Consider the following 17,386-nt stretch of genomic DNA (forward strand, 5'->3'; position numbering starts at 1 on the left):
CCCGCATATTATGTATAGGCGAGGTGATATGGGATGCATTATGTAATTGTAGGAGATGGAATTGCGGGTATAACAGCCGCAAAACGTTTGAGAGAATTAGATAAAAAATCACGTATTTCAATCTATAGTAATGAATCCTTTTATTGTTATAGTCGACCTCAACTAATAGAAGTGCTAGGTAATCGATTAGGTATAGAAGATATTCCTTTAAAGCCTGTGAATTGGTTTTATGAAAATGATATAGAGTTGTATTTAAATGTTATTGTTAAAAATCTAGATGTGGATAATAAAAAAATAGTAACTGATTGTGATCAAAAAATTTTTTTTGACAAACTACTTTTGGCTACTGGTAGTAGCCCAAATACTCCTCCTATAAAAGGAATCGAACAAGCTGGAGTATTTACAATACGAAAAATAGAAGATGTTAGAAGAATACAAAAGAATGCTCGGGATAAAACTCGTAGTGTTGTTATAGGAGGAGGTCTTTTAGGTTTAGAAACGGCTTATAGTTTAAAACAATTAGGGTTAGACGTGAAAGTTGTGGACCGAAATCCTTGGGTTTTAAAGAAACAAATAGATATGAAAGGAAGTAATATACTTAAAGAAAGTATAGAAGAATTTGGCATAGAGATCATTCTAGATAGTCAAACTGAAAATATAACGCGAGATAGTCTAGGTAACTTAAAGTTGGTGTTAACTAATGGTAAAGAGATTGAAACGGACCTAGTTGTTGTTTCTGCTGGAGTAATTCCTAATACTGTACTTGCAAGTTCAGCTGGTATAGAGACTAATAAAGGAATTTTAGTTGATGACTATCTTTCAACAAGTGCTTTAGACGTTTTCGCTGCTGGTGATGTTGCAGAAGCTAATGGTAAATGTTATGGCATTATACCAGCAGCGATAGAGCAAGGGAAGTTAGTTGCTGAAAATATGGTATATATTAATTCAAAAAAATATAATGGTACAGTATCATCTACTTCTTTAAAAATATTGGGAATAGATTTAGTATCTATTGGAGAAATATACCCAAGTGAAAATGATAATGTAGTGGCTCAAGTTGATTTTCAAAATAATATATATAAAAAAACAGTTTTCAGAGATAATGTATTAATAGGAGCTATACTATTAGGAGATAAAACTGCCTTGCCTAGCTTAAATAAACTTATACGAACTAAAACAGAAGTTGATAACCCAGAAATGATCTTTAATTAATTGACTGCTCCCCTTCGGTAAACAACTTTTATTATAATATGTGTACTATTGGGGAGCTTTTCATTTTTTTGTATATCATTTTATTTTAATTATTCAATTGATTTAGTTTCTAAATAGTCAAGTAAATCTTCATAGTCATCAGGAGACATTACCCAATTAGGCATAGGCCAGTCATAACTATTGCCTTCAGGATCTACGCCGTCTCTAATAACTTTTTTCAGTTCTGTTCTTGTATAATTACTTGATAATTGTTCATATCTTATGTCAGGAACATTAACTTCACCTTGTCTTGTTTGAATAGTACTACCACTGCCATCACTACCATGACAATCAGCACAACTTATCATTGGACTGGTCATAGGCATTGCGCCTATTCTTGCTTGGACAGGAATAGATGATTTACTGGCAGATGAGAAATATATTCTTTGTCCGTTATTAAGATAAGTACCTGATCTTCTATCTTGGTCATAGGTATCAGTATGTGGCCACTGTGATGCACCATCTCTTCCACTTTTGAAAAACCATTCACCTTTATAGTCATAACGTCTATCTCCTGCCCCAAACATATCTGTTGAACGAGGAGAGTCATACCCTATAAAACGTGGTCCCATAGTTAGAAGACCGACAAAACTCCCAATCGTAAGCCCTACTACTAATACTCCTAGTATAGCATAAACAACTTTTCTCATTATAATACCTCCTTAAAACCAAATCCTATTTTTAAGTATTCCCAAACTATATATTTATAAATCAATTTGTTGTATGGAAACAACTGGAGTATAATATAATAGTGTAAAGGAAAGATTTTATGAAAGGGTGATTTTATGGAATATAATCAATTACATCAAGCAACTCTTGCTATGTTAAAAGATAGAGGGGTTAACTTAGATGAAGTGGCTAAATTAGTCCTTGAGTTACAAAAGCCTTATCTAGATAATTTAACTTTTGAAGATGCAAGAAATAGTGTAGATGCTGTGCTACGAAAAAGAGAAGTGCAAAATGCTGTTGCAACAGGTATATATTTAGATATAGCCTCAGAAAAAGGAGAAGTTGATGAACCCTTACAATCATTACTGTTAACTGATGATCCTTTATATGGAGTAGATGAAATACTAGCATTAAGTATTGTAAATATATATGGATCTATAGGTCTTACTAATTTTGGTTATTTAGATAAAGAGAAACCAGGTGTTATTGAGCGGATTAATAACGAAAAAAGTGGCAAGGTAAACACCTTCCTAGATGATTTAATTGCCGCACTCGCAGCTGCATCAGCTTCGCGTATTGCTCATAGGGCAAAAGATGGTGAGTTTGACGAAGAATAGAAAGGGTGATTACGTGAATAATCTAATAACTGTAGAGGAAGCGTTAGAGAAGTCAATTAATGATATTAAAAGACAACATGATGATTATCTTAATCCTGCTTTTAGAAAGATGTTAAGTTTATTATCGTTTGATAAAAAATTTGTTGAAGCTAAAGGAGTAAAAGTTTGGGATGAATCAGGAATAGAGTATTTAGATTTTTTAGGTGGTTATGGTTCACTTAACTTAGGGCATAATCCTCCAGAGGTTTTTGAAGCTATTAATATGGTTAAAAAAAAGCCGAATTTACTACAAGCTTCAATGGGAGTACTAAATGCATCTTTAGGGGAAAACTTAGCTAGTATCACTCCAGGGAAATTACAACATTCATATTTTTGTAATAGTGGAGCTGAAGCTGTAGAAGCTGCAATTAAGATAGCAAGGAAAAGTACTGGTAAACAAACAATTATATCTACTCAAGGATCATTTCATGGTAAAACAATGGGAGCTCTTTCTGTATCTGGTAGAGAAAAATATAAACAACCTTTTTCACCCATGTTATTAAAATCTAAACAGGTGCCTTTTGGTGATATTGAAGCGTTAAGAGATGAAATCGATGATGATATTGCAGCAATTATTCTTGAACCAATACAAGGCGAAGGTGGGATTGTCGAGCCAACAAGTAACTACCTTAAAGAGGTAAGAAACATATGTTCTCAAAACAATGTACTGCTTATAATTGATGAGATACAAACTGGTTTAGGTCGAACAGGTAGACTATTCGGATGTGAATGGGAAGAAGTAGTACCCGATATAATATGCTTAGCAAAATCCTTAGGTGGAGGTGTAGTACCTATAGGTGCGATGGTAACTACTTCTGAAGTTTGGAATAATGCTTATGGTAAAATAGATGAAGCATTATTACATACCTCAACCTTTGGGGGTAACACAGTTGCTTGTGCTGCTTCTATAGCGTCAATTAACCAAATAGTAAAACAAAAACTAGATCACCAAGCTAGAAAAAAAGGTGAACTTCTAAAAGAAGGGCTTAAAAAGCTACAATCAAAGTATTCTTTGATTAAGGATGTACGAGGAAAAGGTTTATTAGTTGGGGTTGAATTTACCTCCCCTGAAGAAGGCTTTTTAAATAAGGTGTCGCAAGGTATGATTTCAAAGTTAAGTAAAGAATATATAGGTGCCTTTGTAGCAGAAAAACTTCAAAATGACTATAATATAATTACTGCTTATACTTTAAATAATCCAAATGTAATTAGGCTTGAACCCCCATTGATAGTAAACGAACAAGAAATAGAATATGTTTTAGAATCGTTAGATCAGCTTCTTGATAGTTATAGTGATTTCTATAGACTGGCGTTTTCAAGCGGAAAAAAGGCGGTAAGCTCAATTCTTAAAAGGTCCTAAATTGGACCTTTCTAAACTAACATGTGAATGTTTAAACAAAATGTTGACCTGTTTCTATTTAACTGTTAACATATAATTAAAATCGTACATTATAATTATATGAGATTTTAGAATATTAAAATTTTTCTGAAAAAAGAGGAGGTGCCTTGATGGGGAAAAAATGCATAAAAAGAGCAAAGTGGTTATTTATAAACTGTTATATTAAGTGAACAGAAAAAATAAGAGGAGGTCATCTACTTGAGTTATTCTGATATTATCAACTTTTTACCAGCTTGGATTTTTGTATTTCCATTTATGATGACTTTTGTCATCGCATTTGTTGAACGACGGTCTACATTTGGAAGAAATGTGTTGTCTGTTATCACACCTATTGTAACCTTTGTGTTAGTTCTAGCTATGTATCCAACTATAATGAATGGAGATACTATTTATTATCAGTTGGCAAACATAGTTCCGCCTTTTGGTATATCCTTTAGAGTTGATGCCCTTAGCTTTGGCTTAAGCTTATTATCTTCTTTTATTTGGATGTTAGTTTCAATTTATTCATTGGATTATATGAAACAAGAAGAGCATACTGATAGGTATTACCCCTCACTAATTCTAACCTTAAGTGGTTGTATGGGGTTGTTTTTAGCAGGTGACTTATTTAGTTTATTTATATTTTTCGAATTAATGTCATTAGTATCATATTTACTGATTATTCACAGTGAGACAAAAGAAGCATTAAAAGCAGGTTACAAATATTTAATTGTCACTATAATGGGTGGTTTATTTCTTTTTTTTGGGATTATAATGACATTCGAATTAACACAAACTATTTCTCTAAATCAAATGGCAATAATCGATACACCATCGATGTTAGCTTTTGCAGCTTTTATTTCCTATGTTATTGGTTTTGGGATGAAAGCAGGAATGTTCCCATTACATGTATGGCTACCAGAAGCTCATCCGGTCGCACCATCGCCGGCTAGTGCTTTATTATCTGGAATAATGATTAAAACTGGTGCATATGGACTAATAAGAGTTATATTTCACGTTTTTGATTATCAAATGATTTTAGATTCTGGGTGGAATTGGATTTTAGCTGTTGTAGCAGTAATTACTATCTTTTTAGGATCCGCAGTTGCTATTACTCAAGAAAACCTTAAAAGAAGACTTGCCTATTCAAGTATTGGACAAATGGGTTACATTTTACTTGGGTTAGCAATTTTGACAGAGACAGCAATGATAGGAGATATCTTTCATATATTTAGTCATGCATTTATGAAGAGTACACTATTTTTAGCAGCTGGAGCAATGATTAAGAAAACTGGTAAAAATAAAATTTCCGATTTTAGCGGAATTGGTTACAAAATGCCTTTAACAATGATTTCTTTTACTATTGCTGCTTTAGCTATGATTGGAATACCACCACTTAATGGATTTATCAGTAAATGGTCATTAAGTTTAGGGGCGCTAGAGGCAGGGCAACCATATTATGTTTTAGTATTACTTTTAAGTAGTCTAATGAATAGTGTATATTATCTGCCTATTATAAATATAGCTTTTTTTGGGAAAGAAAAAAAGGACACTGCAGTAAAATCTAAGTCTTCTGAAGTACCAATGACAATGGTGCTACCAGTTGTTATACTTGGTTTTGGTTGTTTAATTCTTAGCTTATTTCCGACAAACCTTCCGTATGAATTATCTCAATTAGCAGCGAAAGCGCTTATAAATGGAACACCATTTTAAATAACATGCGGGTTAACATAGATACTAAAAATTTAAGGGCTGTCTCAAAAGTAAAAACTTTAGGACAGCCCTTTTTCAGTTTGCCCTGCATGGGCGGTAGCTAGGCGGTGAAAGTCCGCTACAGGCTTGGTGGTAGGAACTGTTAGCAAATGGCAAGGGCGTCCATCGTGAGGTGGAGTCTGAAGGAAGCCTGATGCAAAATCTCGGTCTGACGAACAGAAACCACATACAAGGCATATGTAGAGCGGACAAGTGTGCTGAACAACACAAAAATCCGATACCACCCGAGCTCTACGGTGTAAATGTGGCAGATATATGAGAGGAAAGTTACCGTTCTTAACAGGGGAGGTCTTACGGGGGTTGCCGACAAGAGGGTTTAACCAACAACCCACAGCGACAAATCGTGCGGTGATGCACGGTTGAACCGTAAGAAGTCAGCAGAGGTTATATTACCCGAAATGGAAGGGCTCGAACAATGGTAGTCTTTTAAACTATAGAGAAGGTGAGATAGGCAAAGGCACAAATTTGTGAGATACCTGATGATTGTGTTACCTACATCAAGAGTAGGATAGGAGAGCCGCTAAAGAGCAATGGCCAACTGTATAAAACAGCTTGAAGAGGTATTAAAACTTAAGGTGAACCGAGAAAGAGTAATACTGGAAGCACACTTAAACTTAAGTTTCTTGGCTTCTCCTTCTCCAAAGCTAGAAGGAAGGCTGGTATCCGACCGCACAAAAGTCCATAAAACGGTTCAATGACAAGGTGCGACAGATAACAATTCGTAATGTGTTAGGTTAGTTCAACAGACACTTAAGGAGCTTAAAATATTCACTACAGGTTGGCTCGTTTACTTCTCCATTGCGTATGAAGAACAAAATTACTGCTTTAACGAATGGGTTAGATGCAGAATTCGGATGTACTTGTGTAAGCAGTGTAAGAAGAAAAGTACCTATAAATAGATAACATCAGAGAGAATGAAACACGTAAAAGAGGAAGTGTTTACATCAGTACTAGAACAAAACAGAAGTAAATGTAAATTGTTATAGCTTAGTGTGGAAGATCTACCGATCGTTATGAAGCTAATCATGAAAATGAGCTTTATGGAGATAAAGGTTTAGACGAGTAAGGAGAAGAAAGTCAAATAACTAGTGATGACTTAAAAACTACCGTAGCGAAACTAGAATCGTTTAGAGGAAGAACCCGAAAATATAAAAATGAAAAAAAGCATTTAAAATCTTAAATCAATCTTACAAGTAAGAGATATCCCATAAATTTCAATTATATTTTTGGATAATCCCTTTTTATTAGTTGATTTAGATTGCAATTTAAATGTAAGATCCGTAAAATTATAAAGAAAGAAATTGTTTAAGGGGGTAGATGTATGATACATAAATATGAAGGTTATTCTCCAAAAATTTCAGAAGATGTATTTGTAGCTACAGGCGCGCAAATTGTCGGAGATGTTTTAATAAAAAATGGAGCAAGTATTTGGTTCAATGCTGTGTTAAGAGGAGATTTAGAGAAAGTATCAATTGGTCAGAAAACTAATATTCAGGATGGTTGTATCTGTCATGTTGATAAGGATGAGCCGTTAATCATTGCTGATTATGTAACAGTTGGACATGGAGCAATTTTACATGGATGTACAGTAGAAAAAGGTGCCCTAATTGGTATGGGAGCAACAGTATTAAATGGAGCTAAAATAGGGGAGAATTCAATAGTAGCAGCAGGAGCTTTGGTACCAGAAGGTAAAGAAATTCCGCCACGAAGTTTAGTGGTAGGTGTTCCTGGTAAGGTTATTAAAGAACTATCAGAAGAAGAAGTTAAAAAATTAATAGATTCTGCTGAAAATTATTATAAAAAAGCACAAAAGTATCTAGTTAAAGAATAGAATACATTGAAAGGACTGCTGACGCTATTGTCGGCAGTTTTTTGTTTCTTGCAAAAATTAGAAATTTAATTTAAAATCGAAGAGGATACTTCACTCAGTAAATTAGAAAGGGGTGGCAGGCATGGCCCTGAAGGTAGGTATGCCACGATCACTTGCTTATTATACGTATTTTCCGTTATGGAATACTTTTTTTAAAGAACTAGGAGTTGAAGTTTTACTATCAAATGAAAGTAATAAGCAAGTGTTAGACCAAGGAGTAAAAGAAACGGTTAATGATGCGTGTGTCCCAATTAAGATGTATCACGGGCATGTAAAAGATCTTATGGAAAAGGTAGATTATTTATTTATTCCTAGACTTGTTAGCTTAGATGGTGAAGAAACTGTGTGTCCTAAATTCTTAGGGCTACCTGATATGGTTAGATACTCTATAGATGGTTTACCACCCATTATTGATAATCGATTAGACTTAAGAAAAGGAAAACTAGAGTTTTGGAAATTTTTCTATCGGATAGGTAGGAAGCTAGATAAAAGTTTTTGGAAAATACTGATGTCTTATAGAGCTGCATGGGATAAATTCAATAAATACCAAAGCCTGTTACTCAAAGAATATTCTCCACAAGAAGCTTGGGAGCTAATTGATAAGGATCAATCAAGAGGTGACAAAATACAGCAAAAAGGTGATATAACAATAGCATTACTTGGATATCCTTATACTATATATGATCCTTATATTAGTGTAGGACTTTTAGATAATTTAAAAAAGATGAATGTAAAAGTATTAACAAAAGACAATGTACCGTCTGTGGACTTACTTCGTCAGCGAAAGAAATTCGCTAAGGAAATGTTTTGGTATTATAGTAATCAAGTGGTACGATCAGCTTTATACTATCTAGAAAAACCCAGGGTAGATGGTGTTATACATGTGACCGCCTTTGGATGTGGTCCAGATGCTATGGTAGATAAGTTTGTTGAACTTGAATGTAAGCATAGTGGTGTACCCTTTTTAACGTTATCACTAGATGAACACACTGGAGAAGCTGGTATGAATACTAGGGTAGAAGCTTTTGTTGATATGTTAAAAAGAAAGAGGGGATAATTATGAAAAAAATAACATTTCCTCATATGGGGAGCTCTCACATTGCGTTTTCTATGTTAGTTAAGGAATTAGGTCATGAGGTTATTAAACCTCCTGCACCGACAAGAAAGACTTTGACTTATGGAACTAAGCATTCTCCGGAGTTTGCTTGTATCCCTTTTAAGGTATTATTGGGAACATATCTTGAAGCTATAGAAAAGGGAGCAGATACAATTGTAAGCTCTGGTGGTGTTGGGCCATGTAGAGCAGGATATTATGGTGAGCTGCAAAATAAAATACTACAAGATATTGGATATAATCCAGACTTTGTTATATTTGAACCCCCTCTTAAATCTTTATCTGATTTCATGAGTAAAATAAAAATTCTAAAAGGAAATAATTCTTGGATTGCTCTACTTGATATTGTTAGACGTACATGGCATAAATTAATTGCGCTAGATGATTTAGAAAGTGAAGTGAATAAAATTCGTCCATATGAGCTTAATAAGGGAGAGACATCAAAACAATTAAAAATAGGTCAGAGTATGTTAGATGAGGCACAAAGTATGAAAGAAATTAAAGAAGCTAGAAATGAAGCGCTGAAAGCAATAAGAAAAGTTAAGTGTCTTGAACGGCCTGAAAAACCCATCAAAGTTGGTCTGATTGGTGAAATATATGTTGTTTTAGAGCCATTTATAAACGCAGATGTTGAGAAAACATTAGGTGAATTAGGAGTTCAAGTTGATCGTTCAATACACTTAACTAATTGGACAAGAGATAATACACTGATAGATGGGGAAAAAGGTGTGAAAAAGCTTGCAAGGCCTTACCTTGATCAATTAGTAGGTGGGCATGGTCAAAACAGTATTGGAGAAACTATTCATTATGCCGAAAATGATTTTGATGGTGTGGTGCATTTAGCCCCCTTCACCTGTATACCAGAAATCGTAGCTAAAAGCATCATACCTAAGGTAAGTCAAGATTATAATATACCTGTCATAACTTTATTTTTAGATGAACAGACGGGTAAAGCAGGCGTTCAGACAAGATTAGAAGCTTTTGTAGACTTAATTAAAAAGAAACGCCTTGGAGAGGTGAGTTAAAATGAAAAAAGTATTCTTAGGTGTGGATGTTGGTTCAGTTAGTACTAATTTTGTAGCGTTGGATGAAAATAGTAAGGTGCTAGTCAAAAGGTATCTTAGGACAAAAGGGCAACCAATTCAAGCCATACAAACTGGATTGCGAGATGTAAAAGATGAGTTAGGTGAAGAAGTTGAGGTGCAAGGTGTTGGAAGCACAGGTAGTGCGCGTACACTTGCAGGTGTTATTTTAGGTGCAGATGCTGTGAAAAATGAAATCACAGCACATGCAGTAGCAGCTTCTCAACAAGTTCCAGATGTAAAAACAGTCTTAGAGATTGGTGGGCAGGATTCTAAGATTATTATATTAAGAGAAGGTGTGGTAGTAGACTTTGCAATGAATACTGTTTGTGCTGCTGGGACAGGTTCATTTTTAGATCATCAATCAGAACGTTTAGGAGTGCCGATCGAGAATTTTGGTGATAAAGCTTTGCAATCAGATAGCCCTGTAAGGATAGCTGGTAGATGTTCAGTGTTTGCTGAATCTGACATGATCCACAAACAACAAATGGGACACGAAACAGAAGATATCATAAGAGGGCTTAGTGAAGCTTTAGTAAGAAACTATCTCAATAATGTTGGCAAAGGCAAAGAAATACTAGAACCACTAGTGTTTCAAGGAGGAGTAGCCGCAAACAACGGTATAAAAGCTGCTTTTGAGCAAGAACTAGGTATGGACATTACGGTACCTGAAAACTTTAATGTAATGGGAGCTATTGGGTCAGCTATATTAGCGAGAGATGCAGTAAGAGATGGTAAAAAGACAAACTTTAGAGGGTTTGAAGCAAGTGATTTACAATATGAAGCGTCTAGTTTCGAATGTTCTAGTTGTCCTAACATGTGTGAAATAGTTAATATCAAGAGTGAAGGTGAGTTACTAGCTAGATGGGGCGGTCGCTGCGAAAAATGGGAAGTTTTAGAAAAGAATGTCATATAACTCCAGGGCTAGGGTTATCCAACTAGGTGGATTCTATTTGGATAACCCCGTTATTTTTGCTCCTATGGCAGGTGTCAGTGACTTACCCTATCGTAAAATCATAGCTAAATTTAAACCTGGATTAATTTGTGGTGAAATGGTAAGTTCGAAAGGACTTCTTCAGCAAAATAAAAAGACTCGAAAAATGGTTAGTCACCACAATCATTTTGTGCCTTTTTCTCAGCAAATATTTGGAAAAGACCCGGATCTAATGGCAAAAGCAGCTAAAGAGATTGAAAAATTAGGTGTAGATATAATAGATATTAATATGGGGTGTCCTGCACCTAAAATTACAAAAATTGGTGAAGGATCAGCTTTATTAAAAACTCCAGATATTGCAGTAGAAATTGTACGTAAAGTAGTTTCTTCTGTAAAAACTCCTGTTACTGTAAAAATGAGAAAGGGTTTTGATAATTACAATTGTGATGTATTAGAACTGGCTAATAGGATTCAAGAGCAAAATGTAGTAGCAATAGCGATACATGGACGCACTTGTGAGCAGCAATATAGCGGAACAGCCGATTGGGATATCATAACTAAATTTAAAGAAGAACTTGATATTCCAGTTATAGGTAACGGTGATATTTTCAGGCCAGAAGATGCGAAAGAAATGTTAAGCCAAACTGGTTGTGACGCTGTTATGATTGGACGTGGGACTATGGGGAACCCATGGCTGATAGACAGGGTGAAAAAAGAAATTAATGAAGAACCCCATTATTCTTTAAAAAAAGAAGAATTTATAAATGTGATTAATGACCACTTTAGAGAAGCAATTAATTATTATGGCGAGCACGGAGTAGTTCATATGAGAAAACATATTGCATGGTATTTAAAAGGGTTACCAAACAATGCACGTATAAAAGAAAAAATCATGAAAGAAACTGATAAGAATACAGTTTGGAATATTTTAAATGAATATATAGAAGAAATATATTAGTTCACATAACTCCGATTTAAAATCGGAGTTTTTTAATTTCAATAATTTGCATCCTTAACAAATATAAAGTAAAATAATGGTAAGGTTAATTGTGAACAACTTGTGTACATAATAATTATGTGGGGGATTAAGAGTGAGTATAGAGTTTTTACGAATAGGACATAAAGTAATTAATCCTAATAAAATAGATAATATAATTAGAGAAATTTTGAATTTAAGAGCTCAAGGCTATAATCAAAGTGAAGTTAGTAAAAAACTTAATATAGACAGAGCATTTATATCTAAAGTTGAAAGTATAGGGGAAGTAAGAAAGGGTGGAAAGGTTGCTGTAATTGGTTTCCCAGTTGCAAATAAAAGCGAATTGAAAAAACTTTGTAATAAGTATGGTGTAGAATATAGCTTTCTAATGACAGATAAAGAACGTTGGGAATGGTTAAAAAGTAAGTCAGGAGAAGTATTAATTAATAGAATTATGGAGATAGTAAATGAAGTGCGTTCTTATGATATTATAGTAGTTTTAGGATCTAACTATAGAATTAATCTAATTAAAGCATTACTTAATAAAGAAGTGGTTGGTGTCAAAATTGGTGATTCTCCAATTGAAGAAGACATATATGTTAATCCAAAACGACTAGAGAGTGTTATGAAAAACCTAGTAGAGGGGTAAGATAGTAACGTTACTGGGGGAGTGCTTAATATGAAGCGTGTTGTTAGTGTGAGCTTAGGATCATCAAAAAGAGATCACGAAGTAGAACAAGAGTTTTTAGGAGAAAATGTGTTAATTGAAAGAAGAGGGATGGACGGATCACTAGAACGTATGAAACAAACTATTTTAGATTTAGATGGACACGTCGATGCTTTTGGTTTAGGAGGTATGGATCTATTTTTAACAATTGGAGATAGGCGTTATTTATTAAAGGATGCACAAAAGATTGTTTCTTGTGCAAAAAAAACGCCGATTGTGGATGGCAGTGGTTTAAAAAATAGCCTTGAAAGGAAGACTATTCAAGAACTGGAAAATAAATATAATATGTTTGTTAACGAAGAAAAGGTATTAGTAGTAAGTGCATTAGATCGCTTTGGGATGGCAGAAAAGATTTCAGATACCAATTGTGATGTAACTTATGGAGACTTGATATTTAGTTTAGGTTTACCTATTCCAATAAACTCTTTATCAACTTTAGATAAAGTGGCGCGGATGGCTTTACCAATTATTAGATACTTACCATTCAAATTACTATATCCTACAGGCGATAAGCAAAACAGTAATACAAATAGATTTGAAAAGTTTTATAATAGAGTTAACATTATTTGTGGTGATTTTCATTATATAAACAAGTATTTACCAAATAATCTTACTAATAAAACTATAATTACTAATACTGTAACTAGTGAAGATATTGATAAACTTAAGATTAGAGGATTGAAGAGGTTGATAACAACTACCCCTTCTTTAGAAGGGAGAACATTTGGGACTAATGTTATGGAGGCTTTACTAGTTTCATTAAAAGGCAAAAAGAAAGAACTAGAATCAAAAGTTTATGAAGAACTACTAGATGATCTAAACTTTTCTCCTCATATAGTAGACTTCTACTAATGCTGTGACAAGGAGGATATACATGGAAAAATTTGCGTTTGTTTTACACCCAATATATCATAGTGATATATTAAGAAAATATCCTTTTTTTAAAAATTGTCCTGAAAGTGTCTTAAAGAGTGTATTCAAAAGATTTCCTCCTTTTAAAGTGTCTTACATTGAGGGTGTAAAAACTCCCCATAATGAAGCCGAAGGTTGGTTTGTCGGTTGTCCTTTATCAAGTGATCAAATATTAACATTATCAGAAGATTATGTTTTAAGTAAAATAATTCAAACAGGTAAAAAAGCTGAACGACTTGGTGCAAATATTTTAGGGTTAGGAGCACTCACTTCAGTTGTTGGTGATGCTGGTATTACAATAGCAAAAAATTTGAATATACCAGTTACAACTGGAAATAGTTATACTGTGGCAACAGCTATTGATGGAGTGAAAGATGCAAGCAAAATGATGGGGTATGATTACAAAAACTGCCACATAGCTGTACTAGGTGCTAGTGGGTCAATTGGTAAAGTTGTTGCACGTAAGTTTGCAGAAGATGTAAGGTGGTTAACATTACTAGGAAAAAATCAAAAAAGACTTGAACAAGTGTCAGATAGTATTTATGATGATACTGGGTTAGCTGCAAAAGTGTCTACGAATATAAAGAGAAGTTTATCTGAAGTTGATATAATTATAGCAGTAACTGGTTCTGCGGATGCTGTTATAACTGGTGAAGAGCTTAAACCTGGAGCAATTGTATGTGATGTAGCTCGCCCCAGAGATGTTTCTTGGAGGGTTGCTAAAAATAGAGATGATATATTAGTTATTGAAGGAGGAGTTGTTGAAGTTCCTGGTGAAGTAGAATTTAATTTTAATTTTGGATTTCCAAAGAAAACTGCGTACGCCTGTATGGCTGAGACTATGATACTTGCTTTAGAACAAAAGTATGAAAGTTTTACGCTAGGAAGAGAGTTAACAGTTAAACAAGTTGATGAGATTTCACGTTTAGCTAAAAAGCATGGATTTAAGTTAGCTGGGCTCAGAAGTTTTGAAAGAGCGATAAGCCAGGAAAATATTCAAAGAATTAAACAAAATGCTCTCAAAAACAAAAAGCAGGAGAATGTTATCAGTAAAACTTGATAGTAAAACTTTGAGTATGAAGTTAGCTGGAATAATATTTACGCCTAGTTCTTCTAGAGCACCAAATTAATCCCAAGGATTGTCTCTGTAGCATCAGACACCGTGCAGATCACATGAAAATCCAGTGCCGAACCAAGCCTCTTTAGATATGGAATGAGCAGGTTTTCTACCTCGGTTTTATGAATAACAAAACTAGAACCTAGTTCTTGAATTATTTTCTTTAATCGTGTGATTTGTCTTTCACTAAGGTTTGAAATCAGGGTTGCTTCCTTAATAGTCATATTACCTTCAATAGTTTGATTAGGTCATTTGATATGTCACCTTTTAGATATAATGACATTTTCTTAGAACGATCAGGGTGACAATATCATAGAACACGGAAACTTGATGTTGTGTTTGACAAAAACATAGGTGTAGTTTACAATAGAGCAAAATTTACAAAAATTTGATGATATGGCAAGGAATAAGAAACAAGATAAGGTAACAGTATATTAATGTTACAAATAAAATATCTGATGTATGTAAGTTGTGGTGTTGACCTATTTTTAAATTTTTATTTAAAGAATAGGTCATTATTTAAATATCTTGACAGTATCAACATATAATTTATTAAAACAAGAAACTTTTAGAAAGAGGGGAGAAGTATTATGGTAAGCAAAGGGACTCATACAAACGAGAAAGAGGTAATCCTTACTCAAGAGGGATATGAGAAATTAGAACACGAATTGGAGCATTTAAGAACGGTGAAACGAAAAGAAGTCGCTGAACGAATAAAAACAGCAATTTCTTTTGGTGATATAAGTGAAAACAGTGAATATGATGATGCTAAAAACGAGCAAGCTTTTGTTGAGGGAAGAATTGCTACATTGGAGAAAATGTTGAGAAATGCTAAGATAGTTGAGGATACAGATAATCAGGTTGTTTCTGTTGGAAACAAAGTTGTATTAAAGGATCTTGAATTTGATGAAGAGGTAGAATATACTATTGTAGGGTCAGCTGAATCAGATCCTGCAGAATTTAAAATATCTAATGAATCACCTGTAGGAGAAGCGATTATTGGAAGGAAAGCTGGGGAAGTTGTAGATGTAAAAGTTCCGGCAGGTACTATTGAGTATGAAATAATGGATATCAAATAATAAGATGTTTAATCTTATATGGTAAATTAAGTCCCAGGTATTTAACCTGGGACTTAGAAATTTACTTTGTATTCAGTTTTAAGATAACTAAAGAAATAGAAATATAAAAGTAAGGAGTGGGACTATGACTAGTGACAATCAACATGAACTCATGCAAGTGCGGTATGAAAAGGCTAAAGAATTAGAAAACCAAAATTTTGAACCTTATGGTAAAAAATATCATGTCACTCATTATGCAAATGATATCAATAGTAATTATGATAAAATGCAAGAAACGGGAGAAACTGTAAGTTTATCAGGGAGAATCATGGCGAAAAGAGGTCATGGTAAGGCAAGTTTTGCACATATTCAGGATTTTAATGGACAAGTTCAGATTTATACTCGGATCGACAACGTTGGTGAAGAGAAATATGAAGTATACAAGGAACTGGATATTGGTGATATTATTGGAGTGACTGGAACAGTCTTTGTTACACGAAAGGGAGAAGTTACAGTTTCGGTAAATGAATTTGAAATACTTAGTAAATCCTTACGGCCTTTACCTGAAAAATGGCATGGATTAAAAGATGTAGATTTACGATATCGTAAAAGATATTTAGATATGATCATGAACCCTGACGTAAGAAGTACTTTTGAAATTCGTAGTAAAGTTATTAGAGAAATGAGAAATTATTTAGATAATCAAGGTTTTCTAGAGGTTGAAACCCCTACACTTCATACTATACCTGGTGGAGCTAATGCTCGTCCGTTTGTAACACACCACAATGCGCTAGATATGAATCTTTATATGAGAATAGCAACAGAGCTTCATCTCAAGAGGCTAATTGTTGGCGGTTTTGAAAAAGTCTATGAAATCGGCAGGATATTCCGAAATGAGGGCATTTCAACAAAGCACAACCCAGAGTTTACTTCTATAGAACTTTATCAAGCTAATACTGATTACTATGATATGATGGAACTAACAGAAAATATGATATATGAAATTGTTAAAAAGCTATTTAATTCATCAAAGGTTGAATACCAAGGTTATGAACTAGATTTTACACCTCCGTGGTCAAGAAAAACTATGGTAGAAGCTATAAATGAAGAAACTGGCGTAGATTTTTCTAAACTTACAAGTCACGAAGAAGCTAGGAAAGCTGGAGAAAAGCTTGGACTAGAGATAGAAGATGATAGTACTTGGGGCGAAGTTCTAAACGAAATATTTGAAGAAAGAGTTGAAGATAGGTTAATTCAGCCTACTTTTATCACGGACTATCCGGTTGAAGTTTCACCTCTTGCAAAGAGGAATGAACAGGACGAGCGTTTGACGTATCGATTTGAAGGCTTTGTTTGGGGAAGTGAAATAGCGAATGCCTTTACAGAGTTGAACGATCCAAGAGATCAAAGGGAACGCTTTGAAAACCAAGTTGAAAAACGAGATGCAGGCGACGAAGAAGCCCATATGATGGATGAAGATTTTATTCAAGCGCTAGAATATGGGATGCCTCCTACTGGTGGGCTTGGAATTGGAATAGATAGATTAATAATGTTTTTAACAAACTCTACATCTATAAGAGATGTTATATTGTTCCCGACAATGAGACCTAAACAGGATGAGAGTTAAACTTTGTTGATAATTTTATTTAAAAAATATTAAGATTAGTCTTGAAAAATCAAAAATGGTGTGGTATAGTATTACTTGTCCATGGCGAGGGGAAGTTCCTCGCCGACATTTTCTTTTGTTCTTTGAAAACTGAACAGGATGCAAGCGTTAAGTTTTGAATAAATAAGCCAGATCGGCTTTTCTAATTAAATTTAATTAGGAGGGTTTGATCCTGGCTCAGGACGAACGCTGGCGGCGTGCTT

The 17,386-nt window shown here is 34.2% G+C and carries 16 protein-coding genes; 15 read left to right on the forward strand and 1 reads right to left on the reverse strand.

From position 1 onward, the window contains the following. Positions 1 to 33 precede the first annotated feature (33 nt). Positions 34 to 1,212 carry an NAD(P)/FAD-dependent oxidoreductase gene (locus tag CDO51_RS09460; protein ID WP_089024027.1) on the forward strand — a complete coding sequence of 393 codons (1,179 nt, stop codon included), beginning with the start codon at positions 34 to 36 and terminating at the stop codon, positions 1,210 to 1,212. Positions 1,213 to 1,301: 89 nt separating this feature from the next. On the opposite strand, the gene CDO51_RS09465 is transcribed toward CDO51_RS09460, so the two are convergent. After that, positions 1,302 to 1,901: a c-type cytochrome gene (locus tag CDO51_RS09465; protein ID WP_089024028.1), complete on the reverse strand. Its 600-nt coding sequence runs from the start codon at positions 1,899 to 1,901 to the stop codon at positions 1,302 to 1,304. A gap of 135 nt (positions 1,902 to 2,036) precedes the next feature. Here CDO51_RS09465 and CDO51_RS09470 point away from each other — a divergent pair, with 135 nt between their 5' ends. The 14 genes from CDO51_RS09470 to lysS all read left to right on the forward strand — a co-directional run bounded on the left by CDO51_RS09470 (position 2,037) and on the right by lysS (position 17,144). After that, on the forward strand, positions 2,037 to 2,537 hold the full coding sequence (locus tag CDO51_RS09470; RefSeq protein ID WP_089024029.1) for a phosphatidylglycerophosphatase A family protein: 501 nt from the start codon (positions 2,037 to 2,039) through the stop codon (positions 2,535 to 2,537). Next, positions 2,515 to 3,936 (forward strand): aspartate aminotransferase family protein, encoded by a 1,422-nt coding sequence (locus tag CDO51_RS09475; RefSeq protein WP_089024030.1) that lies wholly within the window; start codon positions 2,515 to 2,517, stop codon positions 3,934 to 3,936. The genes CDO51_RS09470 and CDO51_RS09475 overlap by 23 nt, the downstream gene beginning before the upstream one ends. A gap of 237 nt (positions 3,937 to 4,173) precedes the next feature. Next, on the forward strand, positions 4,174 to 5,667 hold the full coding sequence (locus CDO51_RS09480) for a complex I subunit 5 family protein (RefSeq protein WP_089024031.1): 1,494 nt from the start codon (positions 4,174 to 4,176) through the stop codon (positions 5,665 to 5,667). 857 nt (positions 5,668 to 6,524) lie between these two features. Further along, entirely contained in the window at positions 6,525 to 6,626 is a 102-nt protein-coding gene (locus CDO51_RS15470; RefSeq protein WP_420811493.1) for a hypothetical protein, read from the forward strand. A 422-nt stretch (positions 6,627 to 7,048) separates the two neighbouring features. Continuing rightward, positions 7,049 to 7,558, forward strand: coding sequence for a gamma carbonic anhydrase family protein (locus tag CDO51_RS09490; protein WP_089024032.1), 510 nt, complete (start codon positions 7,049 to 7,051; stop codon positions 7,556 to 7,558). Between the two features lie 121 nt (positions 7,559 to 7,679). Beyond that, the gene (locus CDO51_RS09495; RefSeq protein WP_089024033.1) at positions 7,680 to 8,654 is read left to right on the forward strand and encodes an acyl-CoA dehydratase activase-related protein; all 975 of its coding nucleotides are present in this window, start codon (positions 7,680 to 7,682) and stop codon (positions 8,652 to 8,654) included. 2 nt (positions 8,655 to 8,656) lie between these two features. After that, the gene (locus CDO51_RS09500) at positions 8,657 to 9,736 is read left to right on the forward strand and encodes a 2-hydroxyacyl-CoA dehydratase (RefSeq protein WP_089024034.1); all 1,080 of its coding nucleotides are present in this window, start codon (positions 8,657 to 8,659) and stop codon (positions 9,734 to 9,736) included. A 1-nt stretch (position 9,737) separates the two neighbouring features. Further along, positions 9,738 to 10,709, forward strand: a complete 972-nt coding sequence (locus CDO51_RS09505) for an acyl-CoA dehydratase activase (protein ID WP_089024035.1) — start codon at positions 9,738 to 9,740, stop codon at positions 10,707 to 10,709. A 37-nt stretch (positions 10,710 to 10,746) separates the two neighbouring features. Next, positions 10,747 to 11,685: a tRNA dihydrouridine synthase DusB gene (gene dusB / locus CDO51_RS09510; RefSeq protein WP_205842199.1), complete on the forward strand. Its 939-nt coding sequence runs from the start codon at positions 10,747 to 10,749 to the stop codon at positions 11,683 to 11,685. A gap of 133 nt (positions 11,686 to 11,818) precedes the next feature. Further along, complete coding sequence (locus tag CDO51_RS09515; protein WP_205842200.1) at positions 11,819 to 12,352, forward strand: helix-turn-helix domain-containing protein; 534 nt, start codon at positions 11,819 to 11,821, stop codon at positions 12,350 to 12,352. A 30-nt stretch (positions 12,353 to 12,382) separates the two neighbouring features. After that, positions 12,383 to 13,282 carry a quinate 5-dehydrogenase gene (locus tag CDO51_RS09520; RefSeq protein WP_089024036.1) on the forward strand — a complete coding sequence of 300 codons (900 nt, stop codon included), beginning with the start codon at positions 12,383 to 12,385 and terminating at the stop codon, positions 13,280 to 13,282. 22 nt (positions 13,283 to 13,304) lie between these two features. Continuing rightward, complete coding sequence (locus CDO51_RS09525) at positions 13,305 to 14,402, forward strand: shikimate dehydrogenase (protein ID WP_089024037.1); 1,098 nt, start codon at positions 13,305 to 13,307, stop codon at positions 14,400 to 14,402. A gap of 647 nt (positions 14,403 to 15,049) precedes the next feature. Beyond that, on the forward strand, positions 15,050 to 15,538 hold the full coding sequence (greA, locus tag CDO51_RS09535) for a transcription elongation factor GreA (protein WP_089024039.1): 489 nt from the start codon (positions 15,050 to 15,052) through the stop codon (positions 15,536 to 15,538). A 124-nt stretch (positions 15,539 to 15,662) separates the two neighbouring features. Continuing rightward, a complete protein-coding gene (lysS, locus tag CDO51_RS09540) occupies positions 15,663 to 17,144 on the forward strand; it encodes a lysine--tRNA ligase (protein ID WP_089024040.1) in 1,482 nt (493 codons plus the stop codon). Positions 17,145 to 17,386: the final 242 nt, after the last annotated feature.

It is taken from the genome of Natranaerobius trueperi, assembly GCF_002216005.1.
Lineage (GTDB): Bacteria > Bacillota > Natranaerobiia > Natranaerobiales > Natranaerobiaceae > Natranaerobius_A > Natranaerobius_A trueperi.